17 protein-coding genes and 1 tRNA gene are annotated in these 14,445 nt (G+C 67.2%); 4 read left to right on the top strand and 14 right to left on the bottom strand.

The features are described from left to right. Positions 1-61 precede the first annotated feature (61 nt). Positions 62-135, top strand: a tRNA-Thr gene (locus ABZX90_RS40820). Positions 136-182: 47 nt separating this feature from the next. Here ABZX90_RS40820 and ABZX90_RS40815 read toward each other — a convergent pair. The 13 genes from ABZX90_RS40815 to ABZX90_RS40755 all read right to left on the bottom strand — a co-directional run bounded on the left by ABZX90_RS40815 (position 183) and on the right by ABZX90_RS40755 (position 10,660). Next, on the bottom strand, positions 183-1,580 hold the full coding sequence (locus ABZX90_RS40815) for a site-specific integrase (protein ID WP_355213381.1): 1,398 nt from the start codon (positions 1,578-1,580) through the stop codon (positions 183-185). A gap of 64 nt (positions 1,581-1,644) precedes the next feature. Further along, on the bottom strand, positions 1,645-1,830 hold the full coding sequence (locus ABZX90_RS40810; protein WP_190171268.1) for a helix-turn-helix domain-containing protein: 186 nt from the start codon (positions 1,828-1,830) through the stop codon (positions 1,645-1,647). 301 nt (positions 1,831-2,131) lie between these two features. Beyond that, positions 2,132-3,679: a YfjI family protein gene (locus ABZX90_RS40805; RefSeq protein ID WP_355213380.1), complete on the bottom strand. Its 1,548-nt coding sequence runs from the start codon at positions 3,677-3,679 to the stop codon at positions 2,132-2,134. Further along, positions 3,676-4,038: a hypothetical protein gene (locus tag ABZX90_RS40800; protein ID WP_355213379.1), complete on the bottom strand. Its 363-nt coding sequence runs from the start codon at positions 4,036-4,038 to the stop codon at positions 3,676-3,678. Before ABZX90_RS40800 ends, ABZX90_RS40805 begins: the two co-directional genes overlap by 4 nt. Further along, positions 4,035-4,928, bottom strand: a complete 894-nt coding sequence (locus ABZX90_RS40795) for a bifunctional DNA primase/polymerase (RefSeq protein WP_355213378.1) — start codon at positions 4,926-4,928, stop codon at positions 4,035-4,037. The genes ABZX90_RS40800 and ABZX90_RS40795 overlap by 4 nt, the downstream gene beginning before the upstream one ends. Next, positions 4,925-5,677, bottom strand: a complete 753-nt coding sequence (locus tag ABZX90_RS40790; RefSeq protein ID WP_355213377.1) for a DNA methylase — start codon at positions 5,675-5,677, stop codon at positions 4,925-4,927. The genes ABZX90_RS40795 and ABZX90_RS40790 overlap by 4 nt, the downstream gene beginning before the upstream one ends. Before the next feature lie 86 nt (positions 5,678-5,763). Then, positions 5,764-6,228 (bottom strand): hypothetical protein, encoded by a 465-nt coding sequence (locus ABZX90_RS40785; RefSeq protein ID WP_355213376.1) that lies wholly within the window; start codon positions 6,226-6,228, stop codon positions 5,764-5,766. Between the two features lie 203 nt (positions 6,229-6,431). Beyond that, positions 6,432-8,537 carry an ATP-binding protein gene (locus ABZX90_RS40780; protein WP_355213375.1) on the bottom strand — a complete coding sequence of 702 codons (2,106 nt, stop codon included), beginning with the start codon at positions 8,535-8,537 and terminating at the stop codon, positions 6,432-6,434. Positions 8,538-8,624: 87 nt separating this feature from the next. Continuing rightward, positions 8,625-8,942, bottom strand: coding sequence for a hypothetical protein (locus ABZX90_RS40775; RefSeq protein WP_355213374.1), 318 nt, complete (start codon positions 8,940-8,942; stop codon positions 8,625-8,627). A gap of 2 nt (positions 8,943-8,944) precedes the next feature. Continuing rightward, positions 8,945-9,172: a hypothetical protein gene (locus ABZX90_RS40770; RefSeq protein ID WP_355213373.1), complete on the bottom strand. Its 228-nt coding sequence runs from the start codon at positions 9,170-9,172 to the stop codon at positions 8,945-8,947. 29 nt (positions 9,173-9,201) lie between these two features. Continuing rightward, positions 9,202-9,540, bottom strand: coding sequence for an RRQRL motif-containing zinc-binding protein (locus ABZX90_RS40765; protein ID WP_355213372.1), 339 nt, complete (start codon positions 9,538-9,540; stop codon positions 9,202-9,204). Then, positions 9,540-10,394, bottom strand: coding sequence for a protein spdB (locus tag ABZX90_RS40760; RefSeq protein WP_355213371.1), 855 nt, complete (start codon positions 10,392-10,394; stop codon positions 9,540-9,542). Before ABZX90_RS40760 ends, ABZX90_RS40765 begins: the two co-directional genes overlap by 1 nt. After that, positions 10,394-10,660 (bottom strand): DUF6284 family protein, encoded by a 267-nt coding sequence (locus ABZX90_RS40755; protein WP_355213370.1) that lies wholly within the window; start codon positions 10,658-10,660, stop codon positions 10,394-10,396. Before ABZX90_RS40755 ends, ABZX90_RS40760 begins: the two co-directional genes overlap by 1 nt. A gap of 483 nt (positions 10,661-11,143) precedes the next feature. Between ABZX90_RS40755 and ABZX90_RS40750 the strand changes: the two genes are divergently transcribed. The 3 genes from ABZX90_RS40750 (at position 11,144) to ABZX90_RS40740 (ending at position 13,189) form a co-directional block, all read left to right on the top strand. Further along, complete coding sequence (locus ABZX90_RS40750; protein WP_355213369.1) at positions 11,144-11,911, top strand: GntR family transcriptional regulator; 768 nt, start codon at positions 11,144-11,146, stop codon at positions 11,909-11,911. Further along, on the top strand, positions 11,908-12,477 hold the full coding sequence (locus tag ABZX90_RS40745) for a GNAT family N-acetyltransferase (RefSeq protein WP_355213368.1): 570 nt from the start codon (positions 11,908-11,910) through the stop codon (positions 12,475-12,477). Before ABZX90_RS40750 ends, ABZX90_RS40745 begins: the two co-directional genes overlap by 4 nt. Before the next feature lie 205 nt (positions 12,478-12,682). Beyond that, the gene (locus tag ABZX90_RS40740) at positions 12,683-13,189 is read left to right on the top strand and encodes a hypothetical protein (RefSeq protein ID WP_355213367.1); all 507 of its coding nucleotides are present in this window, start codon (positions 12,683-12,685) and stop codon (positions 13,187-13,189) included. A gap of 173 nt (positions 13,190-13,362) precedes the next feature. Here ABZX90_RS40740 and ABZX90_RS40735 read toward each other — a convergent pair whose 3' ends face one another. Beyond that, positions 13,363-14,442 (bottom strand): macro domain-containing protein, encoded by a 1,080-nt coding sequence (locus ABZX90_RS40735; RefSeq protein ID WP_355213366.1) that lies wholly within the window; start codon positions 14,440-14,442, stop codon positions 13,363-13,365. Positions 14,443-14,445: the final 3 nt, after the last annotated feature.

The following is a 14,445-nucleotide window of genomic DNA, read 5'->3' as shown; positions in this document are numbered from 1 at the left end:
ACCCCCGGAAACTGTGTAGACTTACCGACGTTGCTGATCGCACCATAGGTGTGGGCAGCGCGCCGCCTTAGCTCAGATGGCCAGAGCAACGCACTCGTAATGCGTAGGTCTCGGGTTCGAATCCCGAAGGCGGCTCTGTGGAAGCCTCAGGACTCACTCGCCGTGACCTGGGGCTTTTGCTTTTACCGGATGCGGCGGCGGGCGCGGGCACGAGCCGCGCGGCGGTCTCCAGTCTCAGTCCTAGTCTCAGTTGAGGGCTCGGGGACAGGTTCCGGGGCGGGCATGAAGGCGTCTCCCATGCGGCGCATCGCGTCCTTCGAGAGATGAGAGCGGCCCTTGACGTAGCGGCGCGTCTGACTGATCTGGGTGTGCCGCAGGATCTCCATGATTGTCGGCATGTCGACCCCCAGCTCGTTCAGGATCGTGCCCGCCGTATGGCGGCTCCCGTCGTAGAGGCGACGGTCACCGATGCCCGCTTCCGCCAGTAACTCCTTGAACTCCTCCCAGTCGTCGCGCGGGTCGATGGGCCGGCCGTCGGACCGCGTGAACACGGCCTGGTGCTCCTGCCAGAGTTCGCCGGCCGCCTCCCGCAGTTCGTCCTGCTGTGCCTTGTGCGCGATCAGGTAGGGGATGAACGCGGGCGGGATCGGTACCGGGTTCGTGCTCTTCCTGGTCTTGGGCCGGGTGAAGGCCAGACCTCCGCCCTTGCGGTCGGGACAGATGCTCGCGTGCTTGGTGCACGACTTGGTGCACGGCTTCGGGCAACCACGCTTGTAGCCCTTGTGCGTGGCGCAGCTCGCCGGGCAGGGCTCGAAGCGGTGCAGGCGCGCTCCGCAGGCGTGCGCGTCACCGCAGCCGTGCCGCCACGTGAGCCGCTGGAGCTGCCACCGAGGATGGAACAGCTCCGCCGCAAGGTCGACGTAAGACCACCGCAGTCCCAGGGTCTCGCCCTGCCGGAAGCCCATTCCGACCCCGACGATCCACCGCATGAACGTGGGCCGCTTGGCAGCCGCTTCCAGGAAGGCTTTCGCCTCTTCCTGGGTGAACGGGTTCGTCTCGGTCTCTTCGATGCTGGGCGGGTCGACCAGCGTGGCGACGTTCTCACCGATCATCCGTCGGCGGTGGGCAATCTTCAGGGCCCGCGACAGGATGCGGTGCACCTTGACCACGTGGGACGGCGCGCGCCCGGCGTCGAGCATGGCCCGGTACATCTGCTCAAGGTGCTCGGGGGCGAGCTTGTCGATGCGGTGCTTGCCGACGCCGGGAACGATGTCGTTGCGGGTCTTGGACCAGTAGTCGTCCAGGGACCGGGGCTTGAGCTTCAGGCTCGCGATGTCGGTCAGGTAGGTCTCCATCCACTGTCCGACCGTGGGCTTACGGCCCGCCTTGGTCGCACGCCCCTCGTCACGCAGCTTCTCCAGCTCACGGACCTTGCGGCGCACCGCGGCTTCCGTACGGGCCATGCGGTGCCGGCGGTCGGGGCTCCCGTCGGGGAGTACGCCCATGGTGACGCGGCCGTGCCACCAGCCGTCATCGCCGAAGTAGATGGTGGATTCCAGGTTCGACTTGCGGGGGCTCATGTGGCTCTCCAAGACAGAGGCGGCCCCGGACGAATCGTCCGGGGCCGCCTTGAGGGGGCTGGGGTTAGAGGCTGTCGACGTAGGCCTTGAGGACGGCCACCTTGATGCGGCGGCACCGGCCCTGCTTGACGAAGGCCAGGACGCCGTCAGCCATGAGTTCGTAGACGGTGGACCGACCCAGCCGTAGGGCTTCGGCTGCTTCCTCGGGGGTGTAGAGAAGGGGCTCAACGGGGCGAACGGCGGTGCTCATGCTGCTTGCCTCCTCGGCAATTTCTGACGGAAGGGCCGCAATCCGCTGACAGAACTGACAGAACCTCCCCGGCAATCCGTTGACCTGCGGTTTTGCCGAGTTCTGGATCTCTGGCAGAACTGAGTTAAAACCTGACAGAACCTCGTCGGGGGAGGTTCTGTCACAGGACTCCCGGCGGTGCTGCCGGGAGTTCTGTCAGGTTTTGACTCAGTTCTGCCAGAACCGCGATCATGGTCGTTCGCGCAGGTCAGCGGTTTGCGCGGGGGGTTGTGTCAGTTCTGTCAGCGGTCTGGGGGTTCTGTCAGGCTCCGCGCGCGATGCGCGGGTGGGTCTCGTAGCGGGGCGAGGGCGGTCGGCCGCCCTTGCTGGAACGAGGCGGGGGCGGGAGTTGGCGGATCCAGCCGTGTTCTTCGAGCAGAGCCAGCGCGGGGTCCAGGTCGCCGATCTCGGGGAAGTCGGCCGGGCGCAGCGACCGATACAGCTCCCGCTTGGTGAACTGCGCGGGGTTGCTGGAGACGAGCTGGGCGAGGACGGATACCGCGGATTCGTGGGCGGGGCCGGCGCTCATGACGGTGAACACGTCCAGTGCGTGCGCGGTGAAGTAGTCCCCCAGTTCGGTGGCGGCGGCCATGGTGGACGCCTCGACGGGCTTGTGCCATCCGTCCTCGGGGTGGCCGGCGAGGTGCAGGAGCCCGGCGATGCGGGCGACAGCGCCGTCCCGCTTGGACGCCCATTTCACGATCGGAGCGAAACTCCCGTCCGGACCGAGACGCGACTCGGTGACCTTCTGGAAGGCCAGCAAGACCGCATCGGCTTCCGGGGTGAGCTGAATCAGGGCGGGGTCGGTCCAGTCCGCCAGGGCGAGCGTCATGCCCGCGAGGTACTTGGCGTAGGTGGCGGCCACCTGCTCGTCCAGCAGGGCGGGCGTCAGGTTGCGGAAACCGACCAGGGACAGGGGCTTGGAGTACAGGAAGCGGGCGAGGAGCCCGCGCCCGTCGGCCCCGTCGATGCGGCTGAGAGCGTCCAGAAGTTCCGGCTGCACCGCCAGGCCGATCGTGACCGCCGGGGAGTCGACGTGCTGTGCACTGCGGCCCTGTCGATTGACCCGGAGCATGTCCCCCGCGTGGCCCTTGAGGAACATGCCCATGTTGGGCTTGCCCGTGTAGCGGCCGGCAATGATGTCGAACAACTCTCCCTCGGCACTCAGGCAGGAGATGCGCCCGCCTTGCTCGTCCAGGAGCGTGCCGACGTTCTCCGGCGTCACGTCGTCCGCGACGAGCTGCGGTTCCGCAGGAATCCGCATCTTGTCTGCGTCCTGGGCGAGTTGGACGGCTTCGGCTGTCTGGGCGTCGCGGTGTTCGGGCTCCGCGTTCGCTGCCTTGGCGGCGGCTTTCTCGGCGGCTGCTTTGGCCAGCTTGGCCAGGGTCTCCGCCTCCGCCCGGACGGGCCCGGAGAGTTCGATCAGGGCCTTCTCCGCATCGAGCAGCGGCTTGACCATCAGGTCGAACACGGCCGACTTCCGGTTGCCGGGAGGCAGGGCGATGGCGGTGTAGATGTTCACGGGCTCACGCCAGTGCCCGCGTACGCAGACCTTGACGCGTCCGCCGGCGGCGGTGGCGAGGACCGCCAAGGCCAGGCATCCGGCGAGGTCCGCCGGGGTCTGGGTCTCCTCGGCGACACCGCGCACCATGCCGCCCAGCCAAGCCGGGAAGGCGTTCACGGGGAAGTTGGGGAGCGGCGGGCGCGCCCGCAGGGGTACGGGTTCGTCCCAGGCGGGGCCGGTGATCTGCTCGGGTTCGATGTCCTCGAACCCTTCCCACAGATCCGCGCGTACGTCGTTGGTCGTCATGCGGCGGTCCTGCCTTCCGAGTCGGGGGTCAACAGCGGGCATGCGATGCGGTGTTCGCCGTGTGCGGCGACCAGTTGCAGCACGGCGGCACGGCCGATGGCGTGCCGCTCGTAGCCGCAGGTGCACCAGGAACGGGCGGACGGGGTGACACTCCACGAGGGCGGCGCGACGATGTGGAGCCAGGCCGCGGAGCGGCGCCCGTCGTCCTTCCTCGGGTCAGGGCGAACAGCAATGGGGACGCCTTCGGCGACGCCCGTCGGCTCGCCCACGGCCGGACTGTCCACAGGCTGTGCAGCGGCCGGCGGACCGTCCGGGGTGGTGGTGATGCTCTTCAGATGGGGATGCTGGCGGTTGCTCATGCCGCATCCCGGCGACGCTGGTTGTGGGCGACGGACCAGTCGAGCGCGCTCCGGATCGTGGAGCGGCACTCGGACGCGGACAGTCCGGCCGCCTCGCCCCCCTCCTGAAGAGCCTGCTCGACCACGTGCCGGGGGAGGTCGCCCCACGCGACGAACCGCCCCACCGCGCGTGCAGCCCGGAACAACTTCGCCTCCCGCTCACCGACTTGAGCCGTCGCGACGTTCCGTACCTCAGCGGCAAGCGCTACATCCGCATATCGGCGCGATTGCCCCGCTACGGCCACAGGAGACGCCTGGGGCCGCTTGGGAGCGGGTTGCAGGATGCTTTGGAGCCACGAGGGCAGACAGGCCGTCTCAGGGCCGCACAGCGGCTCGTAGCCTCCGGTGGGGGTGGTGCTGCCGGCGGCGACGACGTATCCGCCCCATCCTCGGGTGTCGATCTTTTTGGCGAGGCGTCCTTTGGTGGAGTGCAGCCGGATTGAGGGGGGTTGGGTGAAGTACAGGTGCTCCCCTCGGCGTGCGGTCCGCACCCGGTAGGTGTCCGGTGCTGCCTGCCGGGCGCGCTCGCAGAGCGCTGCAAAGGAAGTGGCGCCGTCAGGCGTTCCTTTCGGGTCTTCGGGCTTGAGCGTGTCCAGGTCGACGACCAACAGACCTGAAGGACCGGTTGCGATGCCGACGTTGAACGGCCCCGTGGACCAGGTGGCGCGGATGCGGTCGGGGGCGGTCGTGGCGCGCTGTTCCCACTTCCGGTGCCCGTTCTCGCACGGTCCCGTGCCGGTGCACATCCGTTCCCCGTGCAGCGCGGGGAACTTGACGCCCGGACGGAGGGGGAAGACGTGCCAGCCGCGAGCGGCGGCGGCCAGGGCCGCGTTCAGCAGGTGCTCGCTCATGCGGCCACGTCCAGCCGGGGGGCGAGGGTGGTGAGGTAGGCAGCGCCGATCCACTCGGTGTATGCGGGCGGGAGGGCTTCGCGGAGGCGGAAGTGGTCGGTGGACCAGTCGATTTCCTTGGCCGTGCGGATCTCCTCCACGGTGGCCTTGCCGCCACCCTTGCCGTACGCGGCGACGTACGGACCGTCACGCCAGACTCCGTGCCGGTAGCCCCGCACGTAGCCGCGATGACGGGGGTGGACGGGCTGCGGGAACGTCCAGCCGCCGAGTTCGAAGTAGCGGTGCATGAGCACCGCGAGCCCGAACTGTTCCCCGCACAGGCGGATGTCCTTGCGGACGTCGGAGCCAGCCACGTTCTCCATCACGTACGGCCGGCCCGTCGCTTCCAGGGCGGCGCCGGTCGGGGCGATGAGCCGGGGGTAGGTCCGGCCGATCGCGGCGTTGCGGGCGGCGTTGGTGCCCTTGGTCGGGGCGCCCTCGCCCTGGCAGGGCGGGGAGGCGTGGATGAAGTCGAATTCGTGGCCGTGCGTGCGGATGTACTCGATGGCGTCGCCCTGGTGGAAGGCGTCACCGCAGTAGTCCGGCTGTGCCTGGATGTCGACGCCGGTGATGTGGCAGTTGGCGCCGAACGCGCGCCGGTAGCCGGTGGTGGCTCCGCCGATGCACGAGTAGGCGTCCAGGACACGGAACACGTCTCCGCGTCGGAGCTGTAAGACGAGTGCTCGCCGGATGTCGGTCAGTTGCGTCATGCTGGATGTCTCCAGTTCCTTGATGAGTTGCTGGTGAGCAAGGGCGGCCCCGGTTCTTGGCGGAGTGGGGGCCGCCCTTGGCGTAGCTAGCTGTGGAAGCGGTTGCGCTTGATCACGGCTTTGCGGATGTTGACCGTGGTCCCCCGCTTGGGGCCGGGCGCGGAGAAGACCTGTACGGCGATCCAGCCGCCGAAGATGACGGCGGCGAGGGTGATCAGTTGGGTGATGAGCGCGGTGAGTGCGGCGATGAACGTCGTCAGGACCAGCAGCCCGCCGCACACGGCGGCGAACCCGATCCCGCCGAGGGCGATGTTCACTGCCGTGCGGGACACGGCCGGTTTGGCCGCGAGCGGTTCGGGCTGGACGGGGTTGATGGCGTATCCGGTGACGACCCGTCCGTCGGGCAGGACCACGCTCGCCACCGTCGGGACGCTGCCCGGCTGCACCGGCACGAGGGGCGCCGGCGCCATGGCGACGGGTGCCAACGGGGTCGGCTGGTGGACTTCCACGGCGGTCACGGGGCTGCTGGTGGCGGGGTGTTCGGGGTACATGCGGAATCCCTTCCGGTGCTCGGTCAGGGAGGCGGAGGCACACCCTTGGGGGTGGGCTGTGGAGGGGGTTTTCGGGGTCTGACCTGGGGTGCCTCCCTGACTCCCTGAGCGATCATTTATGCAGCTCAGAGCCAGGGAGGCGGTCAGGGAGGCGGTCAGGGAGTTCTCCCTGCCTCCCTGACCCGGGCGGGGTTGGCTCCCTGTCATCCATCGATGGAAGCGGAACCGTCCCCATCGCGGTTGGCGAGCGCTTGGGCGACGCGGTCGCGGCTGACGACCATGACCCCGTCGGACTTGTGGGGCTCCGCGCCAGCGTCGTCCAGCACGCGCTTGAGGTCGAGGAACGACCAGCCGCCGTATGCCTGCTCGTTCAGCGTCGCGAGCCGCTTGAGGACGTCCTTGGTGCGGACCCTCGGGGCGTCTCCGAGGGCGGCGAGGATGTCGGCGAGCGGGTCGCGGTCCTCGCCCCGCTCGATGACGGTCAGGGTGGTGACTCCGTCCCGCAGGGCCTTGGCACGGTCGGCGATCTCGGTCGCTTCCTCGGTGCTGATGTAGTGCGTGCGGACCGTGATGGACGACTGCCCGGCCGGGGCCTGGATGCCGTCGGACGCGACGACCAGCGTTCCCTTGTCGAGCCCGGGGCGCAGAAGGTGCGGGGCGGCGCCGCCGTTCACGGCCTTGTCCCCGAGTGCCATGCGGGCTTGCGACTCGGTGCCCAGCGCGAGGGATGCGCGGGTGTGGGCTCCCTCGCGGACCAGCTTGGGAAGGTTCTGGTCGGTCGGGTCCTGCGTTCCCTGCCACAGCAGCACGTTCACGGCACGGCCCTGGTTGTGAATCTTGCGGGCGGCCATGAAGTAGCGGGAGTTGGACGACGATCCGCCGTAAGGCCGCTTGTCCTCGTCCTTGAGCGGGCACATGAACGCGACCTGCGCCTCGTCCACGTTCACGATCAGGGCGGGGAATTGCGTTCCGGGCGGCGCCATCAGACGCCGGTTCATCTCCTCCACCGCGTCTTCCAGCATCTTCGTGACCTGGATGACGTGGTCGTCGGTCGGGCCCTGGATGAAGCGGGTGGCGAGTCCTTCGAACATGGCCCAGTCGCCCACGCCCTTCAGGTCACCGATCCAGAACTCCACCGACCGGTCCAGCGCGACCCACAGGGCCAGCGCTCGCAGTGCGGCGGTCTTGCCCTGGTTGGACAGACCCGTGATCAGAAGGTGCCGCTGGTAGACGGACAGGGCGGCGGCATCCCCGCGCAGGTCCTGCCCCCAGGGGGCGCGGCCCTTGGCGTAGTCGGCGGTCATCGTCTCGTCTGTGACCAGCGGGGACGGGCCGATCGGCTCGTCCAGCGCCCCGGAGTCGGCGACCCACAGGCGGACCGTGCGGGCGGCCTGCGGGATGGTGATGAACACCTCGTGTTCGTGGCGGGTCAGGTTCTCCGCGAGCTTGCGTCGGCGGTTCTGCACTTCGATCGTGGACACGCCGGACGGGAGGGTGACGTCGACCTCGACGCCGCATCCGGCGATCCGGATCGGCCCGAGCATCGACGCGCCGGCGTCGCCCATGTCCTTGATGGCGTTGCGGAGCGCGGGTACGCCGAGGTCGCGCAGGGCCTTGACCACGATCGACGGGGTGATCGGCTCACCCTCGCTGTCGCGGACGTTTGCCGGAAGGGCCCACTGGGGTGCGGCCTGCTGCTTGCTGCCCACGGCCCATAAGGCGAGCAGGGCCAGGAACGGGCCGATGGCGAGGGCGGGGCCCCACACGACCTGAACGATGGTGATGATCAGGTTGATGAACTCGATCGTGGCCATCAACGGCGTGACGACCTGCGTGACGTCCTTCGTCGCGATCGCCATCACGACCCCGAGCGCGACCAACGACCCGACACCCATGCCAGCGGTAACGGCCACGCCCTTGGCCGCGTCCAGAGGCGAGTGAAGGAGGTCCATGCGGCGGCGGTGGCGGGCCTCGCGGAAGTGCTGGCCCCGCTCCTCCCACTCCGCCGCGACCTCGTGGTTCCCGGCGGCTTCGGCGGCGCGGAGCATCCGCTCGTAGCGGGAGGCGGTCCGCCCGTCCCACGTCCGCCTCGCCGCAATCTTCGCGCCGCCGGCGACGTAGAGGGTGTGCCGGGCAACGGCGCGGGCGGTCGTCTTGGTGGTCTCGTGCATGACCGCCGTGCGGATGGCGCGGCCGGAGCGGACCCACAGCGGGACGGGCGGCGCGGGTGCCGGTTCGGGGACCACTGTCAGCGTGGTCACGGCGGACGGGTTGGTGTCTTTGTGCAGGTGAACTACGTTCTCACTCATGGTGAAACGGACTCCTGACTGCCCCGGAACGGGGTGAAAGTGAAGGGGAGGAATGCCGTGCGGGCCGGGCGCGTGGCGCGGTGCGGGTCACCACCAGCCGGACGACTTCTTCGCGGCCTTGGCGCGGGCGGCCTCGGTGACGACGCGCTGACGCTCGATCTGCAACGCGGTCATCTCCGCGATCAGCCGCGTCTCCGCCGAGGTCGAAACCGAGTCGATCCGGTTCTCGGCGCGGCCGGTGCTCTTGCCGCGCATGACCCGGTAGGAACCGCCCGCGACGGCGGCGAGCATCTGGCGCCGCTCGGAGCCGGTGAGCGGCCACAGTTCGCCGCGGCGGACGGCTTCGAGTTTGCGATTGGTCTCGCGGATCGCCCGGTCGAGGCGACGGGTGTCGGGCTTGGACATGGTCAGACCGCCTTTCCGGCGTCGGGGGCGAGGATGAGGTGGATGTCGGCGAGCTGGCCCGTCGCGCCCTGGGACCCGAGCCACGCCGCAACTTCGCGGGTGACGCGGTCCCAGCAGTAGTCGAGCGGGACGGTGACGGTGCCGTGGGCGAACGCGCGGCCCTCGCCCGGCACAGTCACATGCGCGTGCCACGCGTACGTGACCGTCGGAACAGCGTTGGTGCTGGTCACAGCGGAACTCCAAGGTGTGGACGGAGGGTTCAGGCGGTGCACTGGTCTTCGGGGTAGGCGCAGGGCACGCAGGTCCCGAGCGAGGTGGGGATGACGTATCCGGCGTCGGTGCGGCACTGCGGGCAGGTGCGGCGGGCGGCGTTGGCCTTGGCCACTGCCGCCCACTTCGCGGCCGTCATCGGGCGCACCGGCCGGGCGAGATCGATCCGGTAGAGGTAGGCGACTAGCGGTCCACGGCGGCGGCGCGGCCGTTCGAGCTGCGCCGCCACGGCCTGTCCACCGGGGCGCAGGCCGCGGGCGCGGAGTTGGCGGCGGGTGGCGTAGCCGTCCGGGGCGAGGCGCCACCGGAACACCGGCAGCGCCGCCATCACGCGACGCGCTTCCATGCCGCCCGCAGGCGGACTTCGGATGCGGAGTGGCCGGCGGTGCGGAAGCGGGTGGCCATCTCGCGGTAGGACAGGGCCGGAACGCGGCTGGTGCGGATCTCGTCCACGACCGCATCAAGTTCGGCGTCGCTGAGAGCGGGTCCGGATTCGAGTGCGGTAAGCGGCTCGGTGGGCCCCCAGATGGGGAGCTCCCATTGGGCTGTGACGTCGGGTGTGACGCGGTGCGTCACGCTGGTCAAGGCCCGTCCGGTGTCCTCGCCGTTCCGGGCCGCTTCCAGCGTCGACCACGCGTCGGAGAGCCGTTTGGCGGTCTCGGCCTGGACCCGGGCGACGCGCGCCCCTGCCTGCGTCACGGCCGTCAGCCGCGTCTCCTCCGTGCTGGCTTCGGCCCGCAGCCGGGCACGAGCCACGGCCGCTTCATCCCGGGCTTTCTGCTGGATACCCGTGATGGCGTTCAGCGCGTTCGAGGTCAGCGCGGTCCGCTCCCACAATCCGTGCACCAGCCACAGCGCCTTCGCCGCGAGCGGCAGCCACGCCACCGCAAGCCAGGCGCCCGTGTCAGCTTCGGCGGTGAGGGCGTGGGCGATTAGGACGGCGGTGGCGAGGAGCCCGAACGACCAGCCGACCGCCGTCACGGCAGTGGAGTGGTCGCCCTGGGCGGCGAGACGCCGTTCGTAGGCGAGGGTGGCGAGCCATCCCCCGTCGATGCCCAGACCGACGACGAGAGCGACGGGCCACGGCATCGCCGACCCTAGCCACATCACGACCACGGCCAGGGTGAGGACCAGGGACACCGCCGTCACGGCGACGGCGGGCAGAGCGGTCGGACGGGCCATCACGCCACCCCCGCCGGGATCGTGCCGGCCGTGCGGTTGGCCAGCTTGGCCCGCTCCGCGAGCACCCGGGCCAGCGCCCGGCGCACCCGGCGGGTGTCGACCTCGTTCGGGACGTGGTCAATGGCGATGATCTGCGCGTCGATCAGGTCGACGTCCGCGAGGATCGCGGGCATCTCCAGCTCGATCGCGTCCAGCTCCGCGTCCGTCGGCTCCATGAAGTCGGCGAACGCGGTAACAGCTTCCTGAACAGTGACGATGGGACTCATTGGGTCGTGTTCCTCTCACACAGGAACGGCCCGAACAGCGGCCCCGGTGTTCCAGCACCGGGGCCGCGCGCCGTTGAAGTCGGTAGATCCGGCTCCCCTCAGCGCTGCTCGTACGAGACGAGCAGCGGAGGCAGCTGGCCCGCAGCAGGTGAGCTGCGGAGAGGTCGATTTGCGCTGTACGTCACGCGGGAGAACCTGCGAGGCCGCCTACTTGGCCGAGGAGAGGCGGCGTGATCCCCATTCAGTTGTCAAAGAACGGCCGCTCCGATGAGCCTGGTAACCCCCTGATCAGAGGCTCCCGTCTTCACGGGTACTCACCGAGCACTGTCAGTGCAGGCAGTGCACACTCGATGGTGTTGCACCACCTGCTCTGCTTGTTGGTACAAGCTGATGCAGTGATGCTGCACCCACGGAGGGTGAGTCGTCAAGCGTTTGGGGAACCGCATGTACCAACAAGTTGCGCGAGTGGTCCATGATGGGGGCATGAGCAAGCAGCCGAAGTACCGGCAGTTGGCCGACGCCCTGCGCCGTGAGATCGACAACGGCACCCATCCGCCGGGGTCTCGACTGCCGTCGGAGAGTGAGCTTTCAGCCCGCTTCGACGCGTCGCGGAACACTGTGCGTTCAGGTCTCTCGCTGCTGGTCGCGCAGGGGCTCATCACCTCAAGCCAAGGGCTTGGATATGAGGTCGCAAAGCACGAGGTCTTCGAGCTGAACGCGTCCCGCTTCGAAAACCTGGAGTTCCCGCAGAGCGGCGACGCCTACAGCACCGACGTAACGAATGCTGGCCGCCGGCCTCACCAGACGTTCCGAGTGGAGATGCTCCCGGCGCCTAATGATGTCGCTGAGCGACTCAAGGTCTCCGCAGGTACGACGGCTGTATTGCGGTTCTGTCATCGCTATGTGGACGACGTTCCGTGGTCCACACAGGCGACCTACTATCCGTCGTGGCTGGTCGACGCATCACCGCGACTGGCTGAGCCGGGAGACATCGAGGAGGGCACGACTCGCTATCTCGCATCGCGAGGAATCGAGCAGGTCGGGTACTTCGATGAGATCGCCGCCCGGATGCCCACGCCGGAGGAAGCCCGGCTTTTGGAGATCGGAGCCGGTGTGCCCGTGATGCTCTGGACGCGTACGGGCTACTCCGCAGACCGTCCGATCCGCTGCACGATCACGACGTTCCGAGGGGACCTAAACCGCATGAACTACGAGATCGGTGAACTGTCCGCCCGAAACGAGACCGCGTGATCATCGCTCTCGCGGAACCGCACGACGTGGACAAGCTGCTCGCCTTTCGCGAGGAAGCCGCAGCGTGGTTGCGGGCCCTTGGGTCTGACCAGTGGAGCCGGCCGTATCCCGCAGACAGGCTCTTGGCAACGATCGAAGCGGGCGTCGTGTTTATGCTCCGTGATGGACGCACGACGGCTGGCACGATCACGCTCACTCCGGACGCCGAACAAGGCCTCTGGACAGAGGATGAATTGGCGGAACCGTCGATGTTCGTCAACAAGTTGACCGTCGGCCGTGCGTACGCCGGGCAAGACCTCGGCGGCCGTCTACTCGACTGGGCTGGCGACCGGGCACACAGAGCGGGTGCGCATTGGCTTCGCTTGGACGCTTGGACGACAAACGCAGGGCTTCAGCGGTACTACCGCGCCCACGGCTTCGCGCATATCCGTACCGTCTTTGAAGGTGCTGCAGTGAACGGCGGACCTAGGGTGTCCGGGTGGCTGGGACAACGTGACGCTCGTCCGGCTCATCACGGATTCGTAGATCGGACACCGGAGCCCGGCCGTCTTCCGTTCGCTGTGTAATAGCTTGGAAACTGTGATTACTTCACGGGTATGAACCGGGTAACCTCCTCGCGATCGAGTTCGAGGGGGAGAAGTGACGACCACTCAGTCGCCGGATGCTATGCCGGGTGCACCGGAACCAGACCCATCGCAGAGTATCCCTGCCGGTGAAGGAGAACCCGCCACAGGGAAGAAGGCGTTTACGCGGGGGGTAACGATCCTTACTGTGATCTTCGCCTGCATCGGTGCCGTCAGTGCGGCGACCGGATACACCATCAAAGACGATCTGGTCCCGAAGCTTCAAGATCTTGGCAAGGAGGATGCGTCCTACTCGTTCAAGAGTCCTTCCCTGAAAGATCAGCCAGTCACCGTGAGGCGTTGTACTGCAGTAACTGTGCACGTCGCTGGAGATGTACCCGAAGGTCAGGAGCTATGGCTCGGCACGAACCTGCGTGGACGTAAGGCACTAGTGGAACCGATGGATTCCTCCGGGGATGGCTCCTATAAGGCGAGCATTTCCATCGGTCGTGAGCAGGATCGCATGCAACAGCGCGAGCTCGACGCGGTCCTCGTCGGCCCTGAAGCGGCGGACTGGTTGCGATCCGTCAAGGACAAGCGTTCGCTCTACGACGTTGCGAGCAGCAAGTGGCTACCGGGAGCCCGTGTGGTTGCCAGCGTCGACGTCAAGAGGGACAGCGCCTCTGGCGAACTGGACTGCAGCGGCAAAAAGTAGCACGTTGCGACATGAAAAGTGGCGCCTAGGTTAAGGGCACCTACCGCGTGTAGATGAGACCCGGCAGGTCGAAAAATCAAGGAATGTCGATAGAAAGATGACTGCGTCCTTCGGGCGCAGTCATCAGGCATCTGCTTGGGATCGAAGTCTGGTGACGGGTTCAATTTCGGACCTTAGGCGTTCGGGGCGCCTTCGATTAGCCCAGCTTCGCGTAGCCGATTCCATGCGGTTTGGATGTGGGCATCCGTAAAAATCCGACTCTTTCGGTGATTCCAGCCTTGGATGCAGGATAGTACCTTCTCTGACGTCGCAGGGGGAGGCACTAGCTCATCGGCCGCGAATAGCACCGTGCTCAGGAGCTCCATTCCGAAGGCGTCTTGGAAGCCTGCGGTGAGTGACTGAAAATCGCGGGAGATACGGTCGAATTCAGCGGAATCCTGAAGCCTGAGTTTGGCCTCGTGTACGGCTTCTTTGTCCAGCTCAAGGATTGCCTGCGCGCCACTGGTTCCATCGCCGTAGCCGTGGAGAAAGTGGCCTTCCATGGTGGAAACGGCTCGGTCCAACTGGGGTGAGTAGGGGCCGTAGATTCCTTTTTCGAAATGAAGGCCGAGCGGCAATCCGAACTTTTGCAGGAAGTATGCTGCTTTGTGTGCTTCGAGCAGTGAAACGCGAGGATCGAACGCCATTCCGCGCTCCACGGCGGCATCGATATAGCGACTCAATGCGACAATGAATGACGCTCTCTCGCGAGTCATCGGAGGTGTGGGTGTCGCGTTCGGCATTTCTTTTGCCGTAGGGGCCCCGGCTGGCTCCCAGACGCGAACTTCAACTCCGGGGATAGTCCCCAGAATTTGATTAATCATGGGTTTTACGTCGGCCCAGTTCAAGCCGCCGTTGCCGCAGCCTAGAGGTGGAACTGCGATGGATTTGATTCCACGTTCCACGATTTCGTCGCGCAGTGCGGTGAGTCCCGCTGTCACATCCTCTAGGCGGGAAGGTGAGCGCCAGTGGCGCTTGGTGGGGAAGTTTACGACGAAGCGGGGACCTCCCAATTGCGGAAGCTCATGCACGTGCATGCGCCCAACTGTCACTTCGCCGTGCTCGCACGCCTCCTTGTAGTCGGCATAGTTTGTTGGGAATGCGCGCTTGAACTGCAAGGCGATGCCCTTGCCCATGACTCCCACGGTATTGACCGTGTTAACAAGAGCATCGACGTCTGCGATCAGCAGATTGCCGGTGCCGCGGGTGATCATGTC

Origin of the sequence: Streptomyces sp. NPDC002935, from assembly GCF_040611295.1 — a bacterium.
Taxonomy (GTDB): Bacteria; Actinomycetota; Actinomycetes; order Streptomycetales; family Streptomycetaceae; genus Streptomyces.
Note: the sequence above shows the minus strand (reverse complement) of the source record. Positions and strands in the feature narration are given on the sequence as shown.